Annotated in this window: 19 protein-coding genes; 8 read left to right on the top strand and 11 right to left on the bottom strand. The window is 69.3% G+C overall.

Annotated features, from left to right (window positions below):
• Positions 1–40 precede the first annotated feature (40 nt).
• The 4 genes from FBZ83_RS09815 to FBZ83_RS09800 form a co-directional block, all read right to left on the bottom strand.
• A complete protein-coding gene (locus tag FBZ83_RS09815; protein WP_038529360.1) occupies positions 41–619 on the bottom strand; it encodes a YqaA family protein in 579 nt (192 codons plus the stop codon).
• A gap of 109 nt (positions 620–728) precedes the next feature.
• Positions 729–977, bottom strand: coding sequence for a hypothetical protein (locus tag FBZ83_RS09810; protein WP_145682283.1), 249 nt, complete (start codon positions 975–977; stop codon positions 729–731).
• An 89-nt stretch (positions 978–1066) separates the two neighbouring features.
• Complete coding sequence (locus tag FBZ83_RS09805; RefSeq protein WP_145682282.1) at positions 1067–1462, bottom strand: c-type cytochrome; 396 nt, start codon at positions 1460–1462, stop codon at positions 1067–1069.
• A 57-nt stretch (positions 1463–1519) separates the two neighbouring features.
• On the bottom strand, positions 1520–1927 hold the full coding sequence (locus tag FBZ83_RS09800) for a winged helix-turn-helix domain-containing protein (protein WP_145682281.1): 408 nt from the start codon (positions 1925–1927) through the stop codon (positions 1520–1522).
• A 253-nt stretch (positions 1928–2180) separates the two neighbouring features.
• On the opposite strand from FBZ83_RS09800, the gene adh reads away from it, so the two are divergent.
• Together adh and FBZ83_RS09790 are read left to right on the top strand one after the other, a co-directional pair.
• The gene (adh, locus tag FBZ83_RS09795; protein WP_145682280.1) at positions 2181–3701 is read left to right on the top strand and encodes an aldehyde dehydrogenase; all 1521 of its coding nucleotides are present in this window, start codon (positions 2181–2183) and stop codon (positions 3699–3701) included.
• 98 nt (positions 3702–3799) lie between these two features.
• Positions 3800–4183 (top strand): DUF779 domain-containing protein, encoded by a 384-nt coding sequence (locus FBZ83_RS09790; RefSeq protein WP_145682279.1) that lies wholly within the window; start codon positions 3800–3802, stop codon positions 4181–4183.
• Positions 4184–4443: 260 nt separating this feature from the next.
• On the opposite strand, the gene cysS is transcribed toward FBZ83_RS09790, so the two are convergent.
• The gene (gene cysS, locus FBZ83_RS09785; RefSeq protein WP_145682278.1) at positions 4444–5817 is read right to left on the bottom strand and encodes a cysteine--tRNA ligase; all 1374 of its coding nucleotides are present in this window, start codon (positions 5815–5817) and stop codon (positions 4444–4446) included.
• Positions 5818–5851: 34 nt separating this feature from the next.
• Entirely contained in the window at positions 5852–7210 is a 1359-nt protein-coding gene (gltX, locus tag FBZ83_RS09780; protein WP_145682277.1) for a glutamate--tRNA ligase, read from the bottom strand.
• A 399-nt stretch (positions 7211–7609) separates the two neighbouring features.
• Between gltX and ipdC the strand changes: the two genes are divergently transcribed.
• From ipdC to FBZ83_RS09760, 3 genes are all read left to right on the top strand, one after another.
• Entirely contained in the window at positions 7610–9247 is a 1638-nt protein-coding gene (gene ipdC / locus FBZ83_RS09770) for an indolepyruvate/phenylpyruvate decarboxylase (RefSeq protein WP_145682276.1), read from the top strand.
• A gap of 176 nt (positions 9248–9423) precedes the next feature.
• A complete protein-coding gene (locus tag FBZ83_RS09765; protein ID WP_014239485.1) occupies positions 9424–9993 on the top strand; it encodes a hypothetical protein in 570 nt (189 codons plus the stop codon).
• 157 nt (positions 9994–10150) lie between these two features.
• The gene (locus FBZ83_RS09760; protein ID WP_145682275.1) at positions 10151–10399 is read left to right on the top strand and encodes a hypothetical protein; all 249 of its coding nucleotides are present in this window, start codon (positions 10151–10153) and stop codon (positions 10397–10399) included.
• 79 nt (positions 10400–10478) lie between these two features.
• Here the strand turns inward: FBZ83_RS09760 and FBZ83_RS31875 are convergent, their stop codons facing one another.
• The 3 genes from FBZ83_RS31875 to FBZ83_RS09745 form a co-directional block, all read right to left on the bottom strand.
• A complete protein-coding gene (locus tag FBZ83_RS31875; protein WP_145682274.1) occupies positions 10479–13205 on the bottom strand; it encodes a NahK/ErcS family hybrid sensor histidine kinase/response regulator in 2727 nt (908 codons plus the stop codon).
• Positions 13202–14338, bottom strand: a complete 1137-nt coding sequence (nosP, locus tag FBZ83_RS09750; protein ID WP_247888241.1) for a nitric oxide-sensing protein NosP — start codon at positions 14336–14338, stop codon at positions 13202–13204. Before nosP ends, FBZ83_RS31875 begins: the two co-directional genes overlap by 4 nt.
• A 304-nt stretch (positions 14339–14642) precedes the next feature.
• Positions 14643–15839 carry an acyltransferase family protein gene (locus FBZ83_RS09745; RefSeq protein WP_186466029.1) on the bottom strand — a complete coding sequence of 399 codons (1197 nt, stop codon included), beginning with the start codon at positions 15837–15839 and terminating at the stop codon, positions 14643–14645.
• Between the two features lie 315 nt (positions 15840–16154).
• Between FBZ83_RS09745 and FBZ83_RS09740 the strand changes: the two genes are divergently transcribed.
• Positions 16155–16619, top strand: coding sequence for a preQ0 transporter (locus tag FBZ83_RS09740; RefSeq protein WP_137102420.1), 465 nt, complete (start codon positions 16155–16157; stop codon positions 16617–16619).
• Positions 16620–16733: 114 nt separating this feature from the next.
• Here the strand turns inward: FBZ83_RS09740 and FBZ83_RS09735 are convergent, their stop codons facing one another.
• Together FBZ83_RS09735 and FBZ83_RS09730 are read right to left on the bottom strand one after the other, a co-directional pair.
• Positions 16734–18587 (bottom strand): CHASE domain-containing protein, encoded by a 1854-nt coding sequence (locus FBZ83_RS09735; RefSeq protein ID WP_145682271.1) that lies wholly within the window; start codon positions 18585–18587, stop codon positions 16734–16736.
• Positions 18588–18601: 14 nt separating this feature from the next.
• Positions 18602–19015, bottom strand: a complete 414-nt coding sequence (locus FBZ83_RS09730; protein WP_014239494.1) for a response regulator — start codon at positions 19013–19015, stop codon at positions 18602–18604.
• Between the two features lie 313 nt (positions 19016–19328).
• Between FBZ83_RS09730 and cimA the strand changes: the two genes are divergently transcribed.
• Entirely contained in the window at positions 19329–20933 is a 1605-nt protein-coding gene (gene cimA / locus FBZ83_RS09725; protein WP_145682270.1) for a citramalate synthase, read from the top strand.
• A 16-nt stretch (positions 20934–20949) separates the two neighbouring features.
• Positions 20950–21720, top strand: a complete 771-nt coding sequence (locus FBZ83_RS09720; protein ID WP_145682269.1) for an RNA methyltransferase — start codon at positions 20950–20952, stop codon at positions 21718–21720.
• Positions 21721–21791: the final 71 nt, after the last annotated feature.

Here is a 21791-nt window from a genome sequence, read left to right as displayed (position 1 = left end):
ACGGCGGGGCGTCGCGGTGCCGTGGCGACGGCGGGGCGGATCAGATCAGCTTGATCGCCAGGAAGCCGCCGATCAGCGCGACGGCGAAGGCGGTGGTGACCAGGGTCAGCCGCTTTTCAATGAAGGCGCGCACCGGCTCGCCGAACCAGTAGAGCAGGGCGGCGACCAGATAGAAGCGGATGGCCCGCGACAGGATCGAGGCGCCGATGAACACCCAGATGTTCAGCTTCGCCACACCCGCGGTGATGGTCAGCAGCTTGTAGGGGATGGGCGTCATGCCCTTGATGATGAGAATTTCCGCGCCGTATTCGACGAAGGTATGGCGCAGCGTCTCGAACTGGGCTTCCAGGTGGTAGAAGTCGATGACCGCCTTGCCGATGGCCTCGTACAGGAAGAAGCCGATCATGTAGCCGGCGACGCCGCCCACCACCGAGGCCAGCGTGCAGATCGTCGCGATCCGCCACGCGGCCTGCCGGTTGGCGAGCACCATCGGCACCATCAGGATGTCCGGCGGGATCGGGAAGAAGGAGCTTTCCGCGAAGGAAACCCCCGCCAGCCAAGTGGTGGCGTTCTTCGAGGCCGCCTTGGCCATCGTCCAGTCGTAAAGGCGCTTCAGCATGCCGGTCGCAGCCCGTGTTGTGCCGGTGAGGGAGCCCCTGTTTTAGCGGGGGACCGGGCCAGCGGCTACGACCAATTCGGGGCGGCCCCGGAAAGGCTACGCCATCGGCCTAGCGGGGCGCGGGCGTGCTCCCGGACTCGGCGGTGTCCGGTTCCGCCTTCTCGGGGTCGGCGCGCGCCACCGGATCGCAGTCGCCGTCGCGGGAACCGCCGGGATGGCCGCCCGGCATGCCGCGGTAGCGCGTGTCCGGGTTGGACCCGCCGCCGCCGCTCTGCTCGTCGCACAGCCGCCCGATGTCGGTCTTGCGGATGGGCTCCTTGGGCTCGCTGGTCGTCTGCCCGGTGTGGTCGTCGGTCATGGCCGGTCTCCGGCTGCGGTGTGGGAAACCGGGCAACAGGCCAGCGCCGCCGCGGTTCCCGTTCCGCCCAGCTTCCGCTCCACCGGCGCTCACTTCGTCGCGGATTCCAGATAGGCGATCAGGTCGGCCCGGTCCTCCGGCTTCGCCACCCCGGCGAAGGCCATGCGGCTGTCGGCGATGACCGCCTTCGGGTTGGCGAGATAGGGGTCGAGCGTCTTGGCGTCCCACGCGATGCCGGAGGCCTTCAGCCCCTCGGAGTAGTTGGCGTAGCTCTCCACGGTGCCGGCCTTGCGCCCGAACAGCCCGTGCAGCGTCGGGCCGACGCGGTTCTTGCCCGCCTCCACCGTGTGGCAGGCCTTGCACTGGCGGAACAGCTTCTCGCCGTTCGCCGGATCGCCGTCGGCCAGGGCCGGGAGCGGCGCCGCGGCGAGAAGGACCAGGGCGGCCAAGGCAGTACGGGCGGCGGTGGGGGCGGCGGTGCGCATGGGTCGTGGGCCTCCTTCGTTTCGCCGCGGCGGAAGGTCGCGGCGTCGAGGGAGACTTTACGGATCGCCGGAGTCCGGGCCATTGGACTTTGGATCAGCGGAGTCCGCGCCTTTTTCGGACGCCGCCTCCGGTTTCAGCGCCTCGTCCAGCCAGGCGAGGTGGGGCGCGGCGGCGCGGCGGGCCTCCTCCTCCATGCGGCGGTAACGGGCGATCACCTCCTGTCCGAAGGCGGTCAGGCCGGTCCCGCCGCCCTCGCGCCCGCCGACGTTGGTGCGCACCACCGGCTCGCGGAAGGCGGAGTTCATGGTTTCCACCAGGAACCACGCGCGGCGGAAGGACATGCCGAGCGCCCGCGCCGCCGCGGAGATCGAGCCGGTGCGGTTGATCTCCTCCAGCAGGGACACCTTGCCGGGTCCGATGGCGCCGGAGGGGTGGAGGAAGCGCAGCCGGATGTCGGTCGTCATGGCCTGAAGTCTCGCCGGGAAACGGATGGGTCTCCGCCCAAGGTATCATCGGACGGGCGGTGGTCGGTCCCGAATCTGGGGCTGGTCGCGTCTGCAACCAAAGTCGAATTTACCGGCCTTCCCCGAAACCGCGATAACGGCGGGGCGCTGTGACGGATACCGATCATCGGACGAACGGACACAGGGCGCACAACCCGCCAAACGTCATTCCACGACATTCAGTTCGGGCAATCCGCTTCGGGAGGAAACCGCCGTGATCCATCAGGCCCTGGAAACGCTCAGCAAGCAGGTCGCCATCCGGCCGCGCTACGACAACTTCATCGGCGGCCAGTGGGTGGCGCCGACGAAGGGCCAGTATTTCACCAACCTGACCCCGATCACCGGCAAGACGCTGTGCGAGGTCGCCCGCTCCACCGCGGAAGACATCGAAAAGGCGCTGGACGCCGCCCACAAGGCCAAGGACGCCTGGGGCCGCACCTCCCCGGCGGAGCGCGCGCGCATCCTCAACAAGATCGCCGACCGCATGGAAGAGCGTCTGGACGTCCTGGCGCTGGCCGAGACGCTGGACAACGGCAAGCCGATCCGCGAGACGACCCACGCCGACCTGCCGCTCGCCATCGACCATTTCCGCTACTTCGCCGGCTGCGTCCGCGCCCAGGAAGGCACCATCGCGGAAATCGACCACACCACCTACGCCTATCACTTCCATGAGCCGCTGGGCGTCGTCGGCCAGATCATCCCGTGGAACTTCCCGCTGCTGATGGCCGTGTGGAAGCTGGCCCCGGCGCTGGCCGCCGGCAACTGCGTCGTGCTGAAGCCCGCCGAGCAGACCCCGATGGCCATCATGGTGCTGATGGAGATCATCGGCGACCTGCTGCCCGACGGCGTCCTCAACGTCGTCAACGGCTTCGGCATCGAGGCCGGCAAGCCGCTGGCCCAGAGCCCGCGCATCGCCAAGATCGCCTTCACCGGCGAGACGACGACCGGCCGCCTGATCATGCAGTACGCGGCGGAGAACATCATTCCGGTCACGCTGGAGCTGGGCGGCAAGTCGCCGAACATCTTCTTCAACGACGTGATGGCCGACGACGACGAGTTCCTGGACAAGGCGCTGGAAGGCTTCGCCATGTTCGCGCTGAACCAGGGCGAGGTCTGCACCTGCCCGTCGCGCGTCCTGGTGCAGGAGAAGATCTACGACAAGTTCATGGAGAAGGCCGTCGCCCGCGTCGCCGCCGTCAAGCAGGGCAGCCCGCTCGACCCCGCGACGATGATCGGCGCCCAGGCGTCCATCGACCAGCTTGAGAAGATCCTCTCCTACATCGACATCGGCAAGGCCGAGGGCGCCAAGGTGCTGATCGGCGGCGAGCGCGCCCATCTCGGCGGTGAACTGGAGAGCGGCTACTACGTCCAGCCGACGGTCTTCGAAGGCAACAACAAGATGCGCGTCTTCCAGGAGGAGATCTTCGGGCCGGTCGTGTCCGTGACCACCTTCAAGACCGAGGAAGAAGCCCTCGCCATCGCCAACGACACGCTCTACGGCCTGGGCGCCGGCGTGTGGAGCCGCGACGGCAACCGCGCCTTCCGCATGGGCCGGGCGATCCAGGCCGGCCGCGTGTGGACCAACTGCTACCACCTCTACCCGGCCCACGCGGCCTTCGGCGGCTACAAGCAGTCGGGCATCGGCCGTGAGACCCACAAGATGATGCTCGACCACTACCAGCAGACCAAGAACCTGCTGGTCAGCTACAGCCCGAAGGCCCTGGGCTTCTTCTAAGCGTTTTGTCTCCTCCCTGACGACCTTTGGGCCGGCGGCCATTCGGCCTCCGGCCCTTTTTCTCATCCGACGGGCCATTCACTCGGGAGTGTCCGCCCATGGTCGAACGAGTCGTCGCCACACCGGCGGCCCTGGCGCTGATCGAAAAGCTGCGCGGGCTCTACGGGCCGCTGTTCTTCCACCAGTCCGGCGGCTGCTGCGACGGCAGCGCGCCGATGTGCTTCATGGACGGGGAGTTCCGCCCCGGCGGGCAGGACGTCCGGCTGGGGGAGATCGGCGGCTGTCCCTTCTACATGGGGGCGGCGCAGTTCGAATACTGGTCGCACACCCAGCTCATCATCGACGTGGTGCCGGGCCGCGGCGCCAGCTTCTCGCTGGAGGCGCCGGAGGGTGTGCGCTTTCTCACCCGCTCCCGCCTGTTCTCCGATGGCGAGGTGGAGGCGCTGCGCTCCGATCCCGGCGATATGACGAAAAAGACATAGCGCTGTTCCGTGGAATGCGGTATTCAGAATTCGACTTTGGGACTTTCCCAGTCGGCACGGCCTCCGGGCGGTCTGATCCGTGTTCAGACCGGCTCCCCCGCGTGGTGGTGCATATGGAACCGAACTCAGGCGCCTTCCGCGACGGCGGAAGGCGCCTTTTTCGTTGCGTGGGAAAGACGTGGGTCCTTGGACCTTTGGAGGAGCGAAGGCCGCGGTTCCGTCCGCAGCCCCCTCTTATCCGATGACCGCCGGCGTGGCGCTCAGGCGCGCTTCCAGGTCGTGCCCTGCGGGCCGTCCTCGAGAATGATGCCGAGGTCGGCCAGCTCCTTGCGGATGCGGTCGGCCTCCGCGTAATTCTTGGCCTTGCGGGCGGCCAGGCGGTCGTCGATGCGCTGCTGGATGTCGGAATCCGACAGGGCGGCGGCCCCCTTCGGCGCCCAGCGGAACCACGCCTCCGGATCCTGCTGGAGCAGGCCCAGCGCCTCTCCGGCGGCGCGCAGGGCGCCCTTGGCGGCGGCCTTCTCCGCCTCGCCCGCCGCCTTGTTCACCGCCGAGGCCAGCTCGTGCAGGTGGGAAATGGCGAGCGGGCTGTTGAGGTCGTCCTCCAGAGCGGCCAAGACATCGAAGGGCAGCTCGGCGTCCGCCGGGGCGGGCTCGCCGCGCAGCGCCTGGTACCAGCGGTCGAGCGTCGCCTTGGACTGCTTCAGCCCCTCGCCGGTGAAGTCCAGCGGCTGGCGGTAATGGGCGCTCAGCAGCGTCAGGCGGATGGCCTCGCCGGGGAACTCGTCCAGCAGATCGTGCACGGTGAAGAAGTTGCCCAGCGACTTGGACATCTTCTCGCCCTCGACGGTCACGAAGCCGTTGTGGACCCAGTAGCGGGCCAGCGGCTCGCCGCCGTGGGCGCAGCGGCTCTGGGCGATCTCGTTCTCATGGTGCGGGAAGATCAGGTCCAGCCCGCCGCCGTGGATGTCGAAGGTGACGCCCAGATGCTCCTTGGCCATGGCCGAGCATTCGATGTGCCAGCCGGGGCGCCCGCGGCCCCACGGGCTGTCCCAGCCGGGCTGGTCGGCGGCGCTCGGCTTCCACAGCACGAAGTCGGAGGAGTCGCGCTTGTAGGGGGCGACCTCGACCCGTGCGCCGGCGATCATCTCGTCCAGCGAGCGGCGGGAGAGCTGCCCGTACTCCGCCATCGACGGTACGGAGAACAGCACATGCCCTTCCGCGGCGTAGGCGTGGCCGCGCTCGATCAGCAGGCCGATCAGCGCGACCATGTGGGAGATATGGTGGGTGGCGCGCGGCTCGATGGTCGGGCGCAGCGCGTTCAGCGCGTCCATGTCGGCGTGGTAGAGGTCGGCGGTGCGCTTGGTCAGCGCCTCGATCGGCTCGCCGCTGTCGCGCGAGCGGTCGATGATCTTGTCGTCGACGTCGGTGATGTTGCGGACGTAGGTCACCGCCGGGTACAGCCGCCGCAGCAGCCGGAACAGCAGGTCGAACACCACCACCGGACGGGCGTTGCCGATGTGCGCGGTGTCGTAGACCGTGGGTCCACACACATACATGCCCACCCGGTCCGGAGTCATCGGCTCGAAGCGTTCCTTGCGGCGGGTCAGCGTGTTGTAGAGGTCCAGCGGCACGGCGCCATGTCTCCTGTATGGGGTCTTCGCGGTTTTACGCGGTCTCTCCCGCGAGGCGCTTTTGCGCGCGGGTTCGGCCGATCAGGGGTAGCAGGTTCTTCAATTCCGGTCCATGGTCCCGCCCGGTGAGGGCCCGGCGCAGGGGGAGGAACAAATCCTTGCCCTTCCGACCCGTCTTCGCCTTCACCGCACCCGTCCAGGTGCCCCAGGTGGAGAGGTCCCACGGCTCTTCCGGCAGCAGGGCCGCCGCCTCGGCCAGGAAGGCGGGATCGTCCGCCGCCGGGGCGACCGGGGCGTGGGTCACCGCCCACCAGTCGCGGGCCTCGGCGACGCGCGACAGGTTGGGGCGCACCGCCTCCCAGAAGGCGGCGTCGGCCTCATCCAGGCCGAGCGCAGCCAGCTCCCCGGCGACCCGCTCGAAGGGCAGCAGGTGGAGGATGCGGGCGTTCAGCCGCAGCAGCTCCTCCGGGTCGAACTTCGGGGTGGCGCGGGACACCTTGGCGATGTCGAACTCGGCCACCAGTTCGTCCAGCGTCAGCCGCGGCTCGATTGCGTCGGAGGTGCCGAGCTTGGCGAGCAGGCTGGCCAGCGCCATCGGCTCGATCCCCTCCTCCTCGCGCAAGCTGGCCACGGACAGGCTGCCCAGCCGCTTCGACAGGCCCTGTCCCGTCGCGTCGGTCAGCAGCGGCAGATGGGCGAAGACCGGGACCGCTCCGCCACCCTCGATATTCGCGAGCGCCTCGAAGATCTGGATCTGCACCGCCGTGTTGGCGACGTGGTCCTCGCCGCGGATGACGTGGGTGATGGTGAGGTCGGCGTCGTCCACCACGCTGGTCAGCGTGTAGAGCGGCCGCCCGTCCTCGCGGATCAGCACCGGGTCACTGAGCGCCGACCCTTCGAAATGCACCGGGCCGCGCACGAGGTCAGTCCATTCGACCGGTGTGTGCTCCAGCTTGAAGCGCCAGTGCGGCGTGCGCCCCTCCGATTCGAAGCGGGCGCGGTCGGCGTCGGTCAGGCGGAGCGCCGCGCGGTCGTAGATCGGCGGGCGGCCCTGCGAGACGAGGCTGGCGCGCTTGAGGTTCAGCTCCTCCGGCGTCTCGTAGCAGGGGTAGAGCCGCCCGCTGGCCTTCAGCGCCGCCGCCACCTCGTCGTAGCGGCCGTAGCGGTCGCTCTCCCGCGCGAAGCGGTCCCAGGTCAGGCCAAGCCAGGTCAGGTCCCGCTCGATCCCCTCCGCGTATTCCGGCTTGGAGCGCTCCTCGTCCGTGTCGTCGAGGCGCAGCAGGAAATTGCCGCCCGCCTTGCGCGCGAACAGCCAGTTGACCAGCGCGAGGCGCACATTGCCGACGTGGAGGAGACCGGTCGGGCTGGGGGCGAAGCGGACGGCGACGGACATGCGGGCATCATTCGGAAGTCGGGACAGGGCGGCAGTCGTAGCACGCCGCGCGCCCGTCCGAAAGACGCCCATCAGGCGCCAAGGAGCCTATCGCGTTCGGAGAAAACCCCTCTCCCGACCCGGGAGAGGGTGCCCGCGAAGCGGGCGGGTGAGGGTCAGGCGAGGATCAAGACACCAGTCCTTGGCGGCACCCTCACCCTTCCCACGCTTCGCATGGGCCCCTTCCCTCTCCCGGGGCGGGAGAGGGAGGATCACGCGCGGCTCCCACCCCTCCACAATTTCCGGCGCATAAGAATTGTTTCGGATGAAACAATTCTTGCGCGGAGCGGTGGCGGAGGCGATGCTGTCCCCCTGTGCGGGTTTTCGGCCCGCGAAACCAATTGGAACGGGAGAGCGGCCATGAAGCTGGCCGAAGCCCTGCTGCGCGCGCTGAAGGATCGCGGCGCACAGGCCATGTTCGGGATTCCGGGCGATTTCGCCTTGCCCTTCTTCAAGGTGGCGGAGGAAACGCAAATCCTGCCGCTCCACACACTGAGCCACGAGCCGGCGGTGGGCTTCGCGGCGGACGCGGCGGCCCGCTACAGCTCGACGCTGGGGGTGGCGGCGGTCACCTACGGGGCGGGCGCCTTCAACATGGTGAACGCGGTGGCCGGCGCCTACGCCGAGAAGTCGCCGGTCGTCGTCATCTCCGGCGCTCCGGGCACGACGGAGGGCAACGCCGGCCTGCTGCTGCACCACCAGGGCCGCACACTGGACACGCAGTTCCAGGTGTTCAAGGAGATCACCGTCGCCCAGGCCCGGCTGGACGACCCGGCCAAGGCCCCGGCGGAGATTGCCCGGGTGCTGGGGGCCGCCCGCGCCCTGTCGCGCCCGGTCTATCTGGAAATCCCCCGCAACATGGTCAACGCCGAGGTCGAGCCGGTGGGCGACGACCCCGCCTGGCCGGTGGACCGCGACGCGCTGGCCGCCTGCGCGGACGAGGTGCTGGCGGCCATGCGCTCGGCCAAATCGCCGGTGCTGATGGTGTGCGTCGAGGTCCGCCGCTACGGGCTGGAGGCCAAGGTGGCGGAGCTGGCGCAGCGGCTGGGCGTGCCGGTGGTCACCACCTTCATGGGGCGCGGCCTGCTGGCCGACGCGCCGACCCCGCCGCTCGGCACCTACATCGGCGTCGCCGGCGACGCGGAGATCACCCGGCTGGTCGAGGAATCCGACGGGCTGTTCCTGCTCGGCGCCATCCTCAGCGACACCAACTTCGCGGTGTCCCAGCGCAAGATCGACCTGCGCAAGACCATCCACGCCTTCGACCGGGCGGTGACGCTGGGCTATCACACCTACGCCGACATCCCGCTGGATGGGCTGGTGGACGCGCTGCTGGAGCGGCTGCCGCCGTCCGACCGCACGACGCGCGGCAAGGAGGCCCACGCCTATCCGACCGGTCTCCAGGCGGACGGCGAGCCGATCGCCCCGATGGACATCGCCCGCGCCGTCAACGACCGCGTGCGCGCCGGGCAGGAGCCGCTGCTGATCGCGGCGGACATGGGCGACTGCCTGTTCACCGCCATGGACATGATCGACGCCGGGCTGATGGCGCCGGGCTATTACGCGGGCATGGGCTTCGGCGTGCCGGCGGGCATCGGGGCGCAGTGCGTGTCGGGTGGCAAGCGCATCCTGACCGTGGTCGGTGACGGCGCCTTCCAGATGACCGGGTGGGAGCTTGGCAACTGCCGACGGCTGGGCATCGACCCCATCGTGATCCTGTTCAACAACGCCAGTTGGGAGATGCTGCGCACCTTCCAGCCCGAATCCGCCTTCAACGACCTGGACGACTGGCGCTTCGCTGACATGGCGGCGGGCATGGGCGGCGACGGTGTGCGCGTGCGCACGCGGGCGGAGCTGAAGGCGGCGCTGGACAAGGCCTTCGCCACGCGCGGGCGCTTCCAGCTGATCGAGGCGATGATCCCGCGCGGCGTGCTGTCCGACACGCTGGCCCGCTTCGTCCAGGGGCAGAAGCGCCTGCACGCAGCGCCCAGGGAGTAGGCGCGGGAACCGCATTCGCAGGCGGCCGTGCTAAGCTGTTGTTGCGCTTGCGCTAAGGGGCGGGTGCCGAAGCGGGATACCCCCTTCGGCACCGCCGCGGCGCAACAATTCGTTAACCATAAAAGCCCACCCTGTCCCTGCTTTCGGGCGCAATTGATTCAGGGACGAGGACGGCGATGACCTGCATTGTTGGCTTGGTGGACGGCGATCGTGTGTGGATGGGCGGTGACAGCGCGGGCGTGAACGGCCTGGACATCACCGTGCGCGCGGACACCAAGGTGTTCCGCAACGCCGACCTGCTGATCGGCTTCACCAGCAGCTTCCGCATGGGCCAGCTTCTGCATTACCGGCTGGAGCCGCCGCACCGCGACCCCGAGGCCGACGTCTTCCGCTACATGGTCGTGGATTTCGTGGACGCCGTGCGCGGCTGCCTGAAGGACGGCGGCTACGCCCACCGCTCCAACGACGTGGAGACCGGCGGCACCTTCATGGTCGGCTACGAGGGGCGGCTCTTCTCGATCCAGTCCGACTATCAGGTGGGCGAGGCGGTGCGCGGCTATCACGCCATCGGCTGCGGGTCCGACTACGCGCTGGGCTCGCTCGCCTCCACGGTCGGCCTGCCGGCGGAGGAGCGGGTGCTGAAGGCGCTGGAATGCGCCGAACTGTTCAGTGGCGGCGTGCGCGCCCCCTTCACCATCCAATCGATGGTCCGCCGCCCGCATCTGGCGCTGACCGAAGCGGCGTAAAGCCACAATAAAATTCAGGACTTCCCGCGCCGTTTTCGCCATCCGGCAAGACGGCGCGAAGTCGTGTCCGCGCCACGGCAAGCTGTGTTATAGAGGCTGCGCTCCATCTTCCAGTGATGGAGAAGAAAAAGACCATAAATGCAGTGGGTGCTAGAGAATGGTGGACCAAACTGTTGGCGATGCGGATCGTTTGATTGGCGAAGAGTCGCGTGACGTCTCGGATCGGGTCTCGGGCCGGGTGCATGGCCTGCCGGCTTACTGCAATTCGCCTTATTTCGTATTCCCGGCGCTGATCCTTCTGCTGATCATGCCGCTGTCGATCCTTTTCCACCCGTCCTGGATCGTTCCGCTGGCCGAGCTGTACGCGGTCGGCATGATGGTGACGATCATCCGCCTGACGCGCTGAGTCCCTGGGTCTTCCGCCACCCCGGCCCTTCGCTCCCGCTTCCCAGGGAGCGGCCGGGGTGGAGGCTCATCGCGTCCCCTTACGCCAGCAACCCCGTCATCACCGCGCGAAGCTGCGCCGGCCGCACCGGCTTGTTCAGCACATGGCAGCCCCTGGCCTGCGCCTCCTCCACCACTTCGGCGGTGCGGTTGGCGGTGATGAGGACCGACGGCAGGTCCGCCCCGCAGCGCTCGCGCACCCGCGCGATCTCGGTGAAGCCGATCACCCCGTCGTCCAGGTGATAGTCCGCGAACAGCACGTCCGGCGCCACCGCCCCCAGCCCGGCCAGAGCCTCGTCGCCCGACGCCGCGGTGGCGACGCTGCACCCCCAGCCTTCGAGCAACGCGCGCATCCCGGCCAGCACCGCCGGCTCGTTGTCGATCACCAGCACCCGCGTGCCGGCCAGCCGGTTCGAGGCGGTCTGCACCGGCGCCTCCAGCGCGCGCACCGGGCGGGCGTAGCGTCCGAAGGGCACCGTCACCGCGAAGACCGAGCCTCGCCCCGGCTGCGACCGCACGGTGATCGGGTGGTCGAGCATCCGCGCCACCCGCTCCACGATGGCAAGGCCGAGGCCCATGCCGCGCACCCGCTCGTTGGCGCAGGGCGTGTCGAGGCGGCGGAACTCCTGGAAGATCTCGTCCAGCTTGTCGGCGGGCACGCCGGGGCCGGTGTCCCACACCTCGATCCGCAAACCTTCCGGCGTCCGCCGGCAGCCGACCAGCACACGCCCGGCGCCGCCCTTTGCCCCCCTTTTCGCCTGGGTGTAGCGCAGGGCGTTGGACAGGAAGTTCTGCAGGATGCGGCGGAGCAGGCGGATGTCGCTGCGCACCACGGCGTGGCTGGGAACGACGCAGAGCTCCAGCCCGCGCTCCTTCGCCACCGCCGCGTATTCGGTGGCCAGCGCGCCGAACAGGCTCTTGATCGGGAAATCGGCGATCTCCGGCCGCACCGCCCCGGCGTCCAGCTTGGAGATGTCCAGCAGAGCCGACAGCAGGTCCTCGACCGAAGCCAAAGCGACGTCGATGTTGTCGACCAGCCCGCGGTTGGGCTCCGGCTGCTCCAGGTCGCCCAGCGCCGAGACGAACAGCCGCGCCGCGTTCAGCGGTTGCAGCAGGTCGTGGCTGGCCGCCGCCAGGAAGCGCGTCTTGGACAGGTTGGCCTGCTCCGCCTCCGCCTTGGCGAGCCGCAGCGCCTCCTCCGCCGCGATGCGCTCGGCGATCTCCTGCTGGAGCTGGCCGTTGAGCCGGGTCAGCTCGGCGGTGCGCTCGACGACGCGGCGTTCCAGGCTGTCCTTGGCGTCGGCCAGCGCCTCCGCCGCCATGCGCCGCTCGGTGATGTCGTGGATCAGGCCGAAATAACCCAGCACCTCCGGCTTGCCGCCGCCGCGCCGCTCGCCGAAATGCGGGATGTAGGTGGCGACGGCGTAGCGCGGCGCGCCGTTCTCGCCGGGCAGCTCCAGGTCGAAGGTGACCTCCTCGCCGGCCAGTGCCCGCAGCACGTAGGAGCGCCGCACCTCGTAATAGAGATCGCCCAGCGCCGCCCACATGGGCTGGCCCTCGATCTCCTCGCGCTTGCGGTTGAACCAGCCCTCGTAGGCCTTGTTGACGAAGCGGAAGCGCTGCTCGGCGTCGACGTAGGCGATCAGCGCCGGAACCGCGTCGGTGACCAGCCGGATGCGCTCCTCGCTGTCGCGCAGGGCCTGCTCGGCGCGCTTGCGCTCGGTGATGTCGGTGAAGGTCAGGACGAAGCCGCCGCCCGGCATGGGGTTGCGGCTGATCTCCAGCACCGTGTCGTCCAGCCAGGGCTGCTCGACGAGGCAGCTCGGCATCATCAGCGCCTTCAGCGACAGGCCATGGTCGCCGAGCGCCGCGTGGTGCAGCACGAAATCGGCGAAGCCCGCCCCACGCTCCGCCACCTTGGCGGGCAGGCGCAGCAGGCCGGTGAAGCGCTCGTTCCAGGCGACCAGCCGCTGGTCGCGGTCGTACACCCCGACGCCCTGGGCGATGTTGTCCAGCGTCGCCTGGAGCAGCGCCGACTTCTCGGCCAGCTCGCGCTCGCGGCGGCGGGTTTCATGCTCCTTGATGTCGGTGATGTCGGTGTAGACGCCGACCACCCCGCCGTCGCGGGTCCGCCGCTCGTTGACCTGGACCCAGCGCCCGTCGGCCAGCCGGTAGACGTAGGGACCCTTCAGCGCCCGGTGCTGGGCCAGCCGTTCCGACAGCCAGCGGTCGGGCCGCGGGTAGGCGTCGGCGATGGTGCGCGAGGAGGCCGCCAACTCGGCGATCTCCTGGAAGCGGATGCCCGGCAGGATGCGGTCGCGGATCTCCGGCCACAGGGCCAGATACTTGCTGTTGCACAGCACCAGCCGGTCGTCGGCGTCGAAGATGGCGAAGCCCTCGTTGACCGACTCGATGGCCTCCGACAGGCGGCTGCGCATGGTGTCGGCCAGCTCCTTGGCGCGGGCCAGCGCGCGGTGGCTGTCCTCCAGCTCGCGCAGGGCGCGCTCCAGCTCCAGCGTGCGCTCGCGCACCTTCTGTTCCAGGACGATGGCGGTCTGGAACAGGGAGAAGGCGCCCCCCTGCACGTCCATCGACCGCTCCACCCGGTCCATCAGCACCTGGTTGATGCGGCGGAGCTTGGCGTTCTCGCGCTCCAGCGCCTCCAGCCGCTTGTCCTCGCCGGTGGGGGGAGGGGTGGCCGGGAGGGTGGCGGACGGCGGGTCGGCGGGTGGGCGGGACGGTTCCCGCCAGTCGAAGATGAGCGTCATCGCGCACCTATCGCGACACCGGTGAAGGTCTGGTTGACGTGCATGGCGTTGTACTGCTCGCCGTAGGCGCAGAAGCCGACGACGTTGTGCCGCGCCAGCGCCGCCGACATGACGTGCTTGAGCTGCCGCTGCTCCAGCTCCAGCCGGCGCAGGATGCAGTCGCAGCCGAGCACGAGGTCGGGCGGCCCGCCGACCTCCGCGGCCAGCTTGCGCATCATCTCCTCAAGATTCTCCACCGGGTCGACGCCGCGGGCGACGGTCAGCACGATGCCCTCGTCGATGGCGCAGTAGAAGGTCAGGCTCTCGTCGTCGTTGACCTTCTGGATGGAGCGGACATGGTACTCGCCCCCCACCCGCACGACGACGGGATAGGCGGCGAAGATCAGGGGGGTCAGCGGCTCCCCCTCCAGCCCGACCATGCGGGCGTACTCGCGGCCCGCCGGCTCGGCGTTGATCTCGGTGACGATGCGGCGCTGCGGGTCGGCGCCGGTCACCACCATCTTGGCGTCGGACGCCACGAAATGCTCGGTCCGGAAGACCACGAAGCGGCGCGCCGTGGTGACCAGCATCAGAACGGCGGCGTTGGTGTGGAACCGCCCCTCGTGCAGGACGAAGGTGCGCTCGAAGCGCAGTTCGTCCCCGGCGGAGCCGCCGAACAGCGGGATGTCCATCAGCACGCTGTGCAGCGCGCTGACCACCATCTCCTCCGCCCGCGACATGCCGTCGATCATCAGGAAGGCGAAGCTGCCATGGTCGGGGAAGGCCTCGGTGCGGGCGGCCAGGGCGACATCGCGCTGCTCCATCAGGCTGCGCAGGACGCGCGGCGCGTCGGCGATGGAGAAACGGTCGAGGTCGTCGATGCGCTGGGTGGCGATGGTGAAGTCGGCGCGCGGGAAGCCGATCCCGACCAGCGACCCGGCGGCGTAGCCGAAGGGCGTGATCTCCCCCGCCGTGGTGCAGCCGACCACCGGCACCGGCCCGAACAGCTCGGCCAGCGCCGCCGCCAGCTCCACGCGGTCGTAATGGGCGGAGCAGAAGACCAGCACCATCTCCAGCTCCGCGACGGCGGCGGGGTTCCGTCCGCACAGCCCCTCGAAGAGGTCCCGCGCGGCGGTGCCGGCGTCCTCCGCCATCGAGACGGCCCGCGGCAGGGACGGGCTGGGCGTATGGGCGCTTGGCACAGGGGCGCTGGGCGGAGCATCGGAAAGGAGAGCGTCCGAGGCCGGATGGCTGGTCACAATGCGGGTCCCGAAAAGCATCGGCATGGCATCCAACACCCCAGACCGCCACCCGACGCCGGAAGGCCGGCCGGGGAACGTGGGCGGATGACCTATAGGTTACTTCACCACCGCCCGCCGGGCAAAGCCGGCGCGGGGGTGCGGGCATGCGACCATGGTCTAAGACCGCCCGATTCCGAGTGTGCTCAACGGGTCCTGCTCAGCCGGCCCGGCGCGCCATCGCCTCGCGGTCGTGCGCCGGGCCGGTCCGCTTCTTCGCTTCCCCCGGCGGGACGCCGTTCATCAGGAAGCGCAGCGTCGGCGAGCGGCGGACCAGCCCGTGATGGACCGCCAGCGGCACGATCAGCCCCACCGCGGTGATCGCGGCGAACTCCAGCAGGGGCGGGGCGGTGACGGCCAGCAGGGCGAAGCCGAGGGCCATGACCACCAGATGGTGCAGCAGGTAGATGGTGTAGGACGCCTGCGACAGCGCCCGCACCCGGCGGCTCTCCGCCGAGAAGAAGGACTGCGTCAGGCCGAGGACGAAGCGGAAGGCCGACCAGGCGGCGACGGCGCGCAGCGCCTCGTCGAGGAAGCGGACCGGCATGGGCTTCTCGACGCCGACCATGCCGATGTGGATGGCGAAGCACACCAGATAGGTCAGAGCCACGCCCCAGCTCGCCTTGGCGTAGCGCGCGGCTCCGCCCGGCCAATGGGCGATCAGCACGCCGACCGCGAAGAAGCCCCCCGAGACGACGATGCTCACCGCCGTCGAGTTGGTCGGCACCAACGGCGTCACCAGCCAGTCGGAGATGTTGTCGAAACCCAGCACCCCCATCATGACGAGGCTGAGCAGGAGCGGCGGCAGCCAGTCCGGCGGATCGGCCAGCCAGCGGGCCAGCCCCGGCGCGCGCTCCGCCATCCGCCGGTGCAGCGCGACCAGCAGCGGGTAGGCGAGGCAGAGCGCCAGCACGCTGATGAACAGCTCGACCAGGAACCACAGGTGATAGACGAGCCCGCCGCTCCGGAACGCCGCGGGAATGGTCTGGGTGACGAACTCACCAGCGGTCAGGCCGGGGTCGATCGCGCGGCTTTCCATCCACAACTGCGCGACGTTCAGCGTCGCCGCCATGGCGACGAGCGGCACCAGCAGCCGCGAGGCGCGCGAGGTCAGCACCGCCCGCGGCCCGTGGCGGCGCAGGCTGTGGGTGATCAGCAGGCCGGAGATCAGGAAGAAGGCGGGCATGCGGAAGCTGTGGATGAAGTCCGCGAACAGCCCGATCCAGGCGATGCCGTCGGGGGAGTTCATCACCCAGTCGTAGCCCGGCGTGTAGATCAGCGCCGCGTGGTAGGGCACGCCGAGGATCATCAGCAGGCTGCGCGCCGCGTCCAGCGAATGATCCCGTGTGCCGCCCATTCCAATTGATACGCCCGCCGCCGCCATCGCCCTCACCTTTCGGGGTCTCTTTCGTTTCGCCTCTCCGAACGAACGCGCCAGGGCATCGTCCGGACGCGCTAGGGACGGTGGCGCATTCGGGGGACCGAGGTGGTGGTAAGCCGTTCTTGGCGGTTGCGCTCCCTCCGCACCGGCGCGCGCCGCGGGTTCACGACGCAAGGGTTCACGGCGATGGCCTGGACCTGTTACAAGACCGCTGCGGAGCGCTCGCATTCACGCGGGTGGCGCCGTCGTTCGCGCCCGTATTTCCGCGGGTGGCTTTTGGAGGATTCCGTCATGCTCTGGCTCGCCGCCTACATTGGCAGCGTACTCGCCATCAACTACGCCTTCAGCCTGGCGCCGCATCTGGATCTGGTGTGGTCCTGCTGGGCCGGGTTGATCTTCATCCTGCGCGACATGGTCCAGGTCCGCTACGGTCACTGGTCGCTGGCCGCCATGCTGGCTGCCACGCTGCTGTCCTTCCTGCTGGCCGACCCCTTCGTCGCGACCGCCAGCGTCACCGCCTTCGCGGTGTCGGAACTGATCGACTGGGGCGTCTTCACCGTCACCCGCCGCCCGCTGCGCGACCGGCTGTGGATCAGCGCCGCCCTGTCGGTGCCGGTGGACACGGCGCTGTTCTTCGGCATGCTCGGCATCTGGGACCCGACGGTCTGGGCGGCCAGCCTCGCGTCCAAGCTGGCCGGCGTGTCGGCGGTGTGGATGCTGATGCGCGCCCGGTCGGCGCGGCCGGCGACGGCCTGATCCGGTCCCGGATTTGGCAATCGCCGACTCGGCGACCCGCCGGTTCCGGCGCGGCTGGTCCCGGCCGTGCCGGGACAAGGCGGCGTCGGCGATTGCCAAAAGGATCGCAGGGCGTCAGGCCACGGAGGTCGCGGTCTCGGTTGTCTGGCAAGGGGAGGGCGCCTCGTCGGGGATCTCGACCAGGAAGATGGCGCCGCGGCCCGGGCGCGACAGCACCCGCACCCGGTAGCCGAGCAGGCGGCTGAGCCGCGCCACCGTGGCGAGGCCGAGGCCGAGGCCCTTGCGCCGGTCGCGCTCCGGATTGCCGATCTGGTAGAAGTCCTCGAAGATCAGGTGCAGCCGGTCCTGCGGGATGCCGGGGCCGGTGTCCTGCACCTTGATGGCGGTGAAGCCGCGCGCCTGCCGGCAGGTCACCCGGATGGTGCCGTCGTGCGTGTATTTCAGCGCGTTGCTCAGCAGGTTGCGGACGATCCGCTCCAGCATCGCCGGGTCGGTCGTCACGCGGGCGCCGCCGCAGGTGACGCGGAAGCCTAGGCCCTTGCCGGCGGCCTCCAGCCGGCCCTCCTCGCAGATGCGCTGCAGGAAGACGGGCAGGTCCAGCTCGGACAGCTGCGGGCTGATCACCCCGGTTTCCAGCGTGGCGATGTCCATCAGCGAGTTCAGCAGGCGCTGCGTCGCCTCGAACCCGTCGCGGGCGGCGTCCACCAGCTTGCGCTGCCGCGGATTCTCCGCCTGCTCGCCGATCATGTGCAGATAGATGCCCAGCGTCTGGAGCGGCTGGCGAAGGTCGTGGCTGGCCGCGGCCAGGAAGCGCGACTTGGCGGCGTTGGCCTGCTCCGCCTCCGCGCGCGCCAGCGCCAGCGCGTCGTAGCTGCGGCGCAACTCGGCCATGCGGTCGCGGTCCTGCAGCACGGAGTTGACGGTGGCGACCAGCAGAAGCGTGATGATCAGGCCGGCGAACAGCACCCCCCGCGGCGTGGCGCTGGCCACGCTCTCCTCGAAGGCGTGGGTGCCGGACAGGACCAGCGTCCAGGGGCGCCCGAACACCTCGATGCGCAGGACGTCGCGAAAGGCGTCCCGGCTGGGCGCGGAATCGAACATCAGCGAGTCCGGCGAGGTCTCCGTCCCGTCATAGACGCGGATGTCCAGCAGTTGGGACGCGCCCTGGCCCATGATGCTGCGCATCAGGTCGTGCGCGCGGAAGGGGCTGTAGACGAAGCCCAGCAGCGCCTCGCGCCGGTCGGCGGCGGTGGTCAGCGGCAGGGTCTGGTCGTAGACCGGCACATAGATGAGGAAGCCGGGCTGCACGTCCTCCTCGGTTTCCTGGACCAGCCGCAGCCGGGCGGTCGCCGCGGCGGTGCCGGTGCTCCGGGCGCGCTCCATAGCGGCCTGGCGGGTCGGCTCGGCGTGCATGTCGAAGCCGAAGGCCCGCAGGTTGCGGCTGGCGAAGGGCTCGATGTAGACGATCGGGAAATACTCGGGCCGCTCCCCCTCCGGCGTCACGCGGTAGCTGTAGAAACCGGCGGCGTGCAGCGAGGCCTCGTGCTGCTCCCGGTCGTGGGCCTTCACGCGCCGGGCGTAGCCGATGCCCTGGATGCCGGGATAGCGGTCCTCGACATGCAGGCCGGTGACGTAGGCCCGCCATTCGCTGCGGCTGACCTGCCCGCCGCCGGCGTCCACCATCGCCACGGCGCCCTGGAGCATCTGTTCGTAAGTGTCGAGCCGCTCCCTGACGTCGCCCGCCAGATCGCGGGACAGCGCGCGGAAGCGCGCTTCGGCCAGCCGGTGGTTCTGCTCGGTCAGCAACAGCCAGGCGAGGCCGGTCAGCAGCAGCCCCAGCCCGAAGACCACCCAGCTTTCCCAGGAACGGAACAGCCGTCCGTCGGGAACGGCGGCGCGCTTGCGCTTCGGCTCGTTGGGCCTTGGCTTGGGCGGCGCGGCGGGTGCTGAGGGTAATGGAACATCCATGGCGGCCCGGCCCGTCACGCCGTGCCGGCGGGCTGCTCCCGCAGCACCTTGGTCAGCACCGCCTGGAGATGGGGCGGCAGCACCGGCTTCTGCAGGACGGTCAGCCCGCGGGCGCGGGCGTCGCGCAGCCCTTCGGTGGAGGTGTCGCCGGTGATGATGACGCCCGGCACCTCGGCCCCGGCCTCCGCGCGGATGCGGTCGATGGCCTGGACGCCGGTGCGCCCCTCGCGCAGGCGGTAGTCGGCCAGGATGGCGTGCGGCGTTTCCCCGGCGACGGACAGGCGGTCGACGGCCTCGCCCTCGCTTTCGGCGGTGACGACCCGGTATCCCCACATCTCCAGCAGGAGGTTGAGGGCCTGCAGAACCGTCCGCTCGTCGTCGATCACCATGACGAGCTTGTCCTGGTCGTCGTCACCCGCGGGAGTCACTGTGTCCAATCCATCCGTTCACAAAGGCCGGTGATCATACAGATCAACAGGCGTCCGGCCAGAAAAGAGTACCGCACCCGTGAGATGGGCGCCATGCAGAGGGGCGGCTGTGTAGCACAGACGATGGTTTATTCGGTCAGTACATTTGTCCTATTACCTCCATTGCGCGCCTATGGCCGGAGCGGCAAAGCCCCGCATTCCTGGCGGGTTCGATCAAAAGCATTGAGATGGCGAAGCGCATCGTCCATTCTTCCGGCCCTCCGGACAGTCCTATGACCTTCCTTCGGGCGACCAATATCTTCGGGCGGCGGCAATGACGGGCGAACGCATCTATCTGTACGACACGACGCTGCGCGACGGGGCGCAGACCCAGGACGTGGATTTCTCCGTCGCCGACAAGATCGCCATCGCCCGCGACCTCGACCGGCTCGGAATCGACTATGTGGAAGGCGGCTGGCCCGGCGCCAACCCGACCGACGACCAGTTCTTCGCCGAGGCGCCGGACCTCGCCCGCTCGACCTTCACCGCCTTCGGCATGACGCGCCGTCCGGGCCGCAGCACCGCGAACGACCCGCAGCTCGCCGCCCTGATCCAGTCCAAGGCGCGCGCCGTCTGCATCGTCGGCAAGACCTGGGACTTCCACGTCGACGTGGCGCTGGCCATCCCGCGCGAGGAAAACATCGCGCTGATCGCCGACAGCATCGCCGCGCTGAAGGCCGCCAAGGGCGAGGCGCTGTTCGACGCCGAGCATTTCTTCGACGGCTACAAGCGCAACCCGGCCTACGCCGCGTCCTGCATCAAGGCCGCCTACGAGGCCGGGGCGCGCTGGGTCGTGCTGTGCGACACCAACGGCGGCACGCTGCCGCACGAGATCGACGAGATCGTCCGGCAAGTGATCGGGGAGCACGGCATCCCCGGCGACCGGCTGGGCATCCATTGCCACAACGACACCGAGAACGCCGTCGCCAACTCGCTGGCCGCGGTGCGCGCCGGGGTGCGGATGGTGCAGGGGACGATCAACGGGCTGGGCGAGCGCTGCGGCAACGCCAACCTCGTGTCGCTGATCCCGTCGCTGATGCTGAAGATGGGCTGCGACGTCGGCATCAAGCCCGCCGACCTGCCGCTGCTGACCGAGATCAGCCGCAAGTTCGACGAGCGGCTGAACCGCGCGCCGAACCGCCACGCCCCCTACGTCGGCGCCAGCGCCTTCGCCCACAAGGGCGGGCTGCATGTCTCCGCCGTGGAGAAGGACCCGTCCTCCTACGAGCATGTCGAGCCGGAGGCGGTCGGCAACCGCCGCCAGATCGTCATGTCGGACCAGGCCGGCCGCTCCAACGTCATCGCCCGGCTGCGCGAGATGGGCATGGCCGTGGACCCGAAGGACGAGCGGCTGAACCGCCTGCTCGACGTCGTGAAGCAGCGCGACACCGAGGGCTACGCCTACGACACCGCCGAGGCCAGCTTCGAGCTGCTGGTCCGCCGCGAACTGGGCGAGGTGCCGGACTATTTCACCCTGAAGCGCTTCCACGTCACCGACGAGCGCCGCTACAACGCCAAGGGCGAGCTGGTGGTCGAATCCGAGGCCGTCGTCCGCGTGAAGATCGGCGGCAAGGAGTATCACGAGGTGGCGTCGGGCAACGGCCCGGTGAACGCGCTGGACACCGCCATGCGCAAGGCGCTGGAGCCGCTGTACCCGCTGCTCGACGGGGTGAAGCTGTCCGACTACCGCGTGCGCATCCTGGCGGCCAAGGACGGCACCGGCGCCATGCCGCGCGTGCTGATCCGCTCGCGCAACGGCGACGGGCAGGAATGGTCGACGCTGGGCGTCTCCACCAACATCATCGAGGCGTCGATGGAGGCGCTGGTGGACAGTTACACATTCAAGCTGTTTAAAGGCGGTGCAACACCGCGAAGCTGAGACCAAAGTTCAGATCATGACCTCCGGCAAAGACCCCAACCGCCCCTCCGTCCTGGGCGGTCCGACCATCATCCTCGTGCAGCCCCAGCTCGGCGAGAACATCGGCGCCTGCGCGCGGGCCATGCTGAATTGCGGCCTGACCGAGCTGCGTCTGGTGAAGCCGCGCGACGGCTGGCCGAACGAGAAGGCGGTGGCCGCGGCGTCGGGCGCCGATCCGGTGCTGGATGGGGCCAAGCTCTACGAGACGACCGCGGAGGCCGTGGCCGACCTGAACGTGGTCTTCGCCACCACCGTCCGCACCCGCGGGATGATCCAGGAGTTCGTCACCCCGCGCGTCGCCGCAACGGAACTGCGTGCCCACGTCGACTCCGGGCACAAGACCGGCGTGCTGTTCGGGCCGGAGCGCACCGGTCTGGTCAACGACGACCTGACGCTGGCGTCAACGCTGATCACCGTTCCGCTGAACCCGGCCTTCTCCTCGCTCAATCTGGCGCAGGCGGTCCTGCTGATCGGCTACGAGTGGTTCCAGACCGGCGAGACTCCGCCGGACCGCGTTCTGCACACCGGCCAGACCCGCCCGGCGACCAAGGCGGAGCTTGTGAACTTCTTCGAGCATCTGGAAGGCGACCTCGACCGCACCGGCTTCTTCACCTCGCCGGAGAAGCGCCCGTCGATGGTCCGCACCCTGCGCAACGCGCTGGAGCGGATGCAGATGACCGAGCAGGAGGTCCGCACCTTCCACGGCGTCGTCGCGGCGCTGACCGGGCGGCGCAAGGGCGAACCGTAACCCTCATCCCTAACCTCTTCCCTTTCGGGGCCAATCGCTGCCTATACTGCCGCATGGAATACACCTTGCAG

This window comes from Azospirillum brasilense, assembly GCF_007827815.1.
Classification (GTDB): domain Bacteria; phylum Pseudomonadota; class Alphaproteobacteria; order Azospirillales; family Azospirillaceae; genus Azospirillum; species Azospirillum brasilense_C.
Note: the sequence above shows the minus strand (reverse complement) of the source record. Positions and strands in the feature narration are given on the sequence as shown.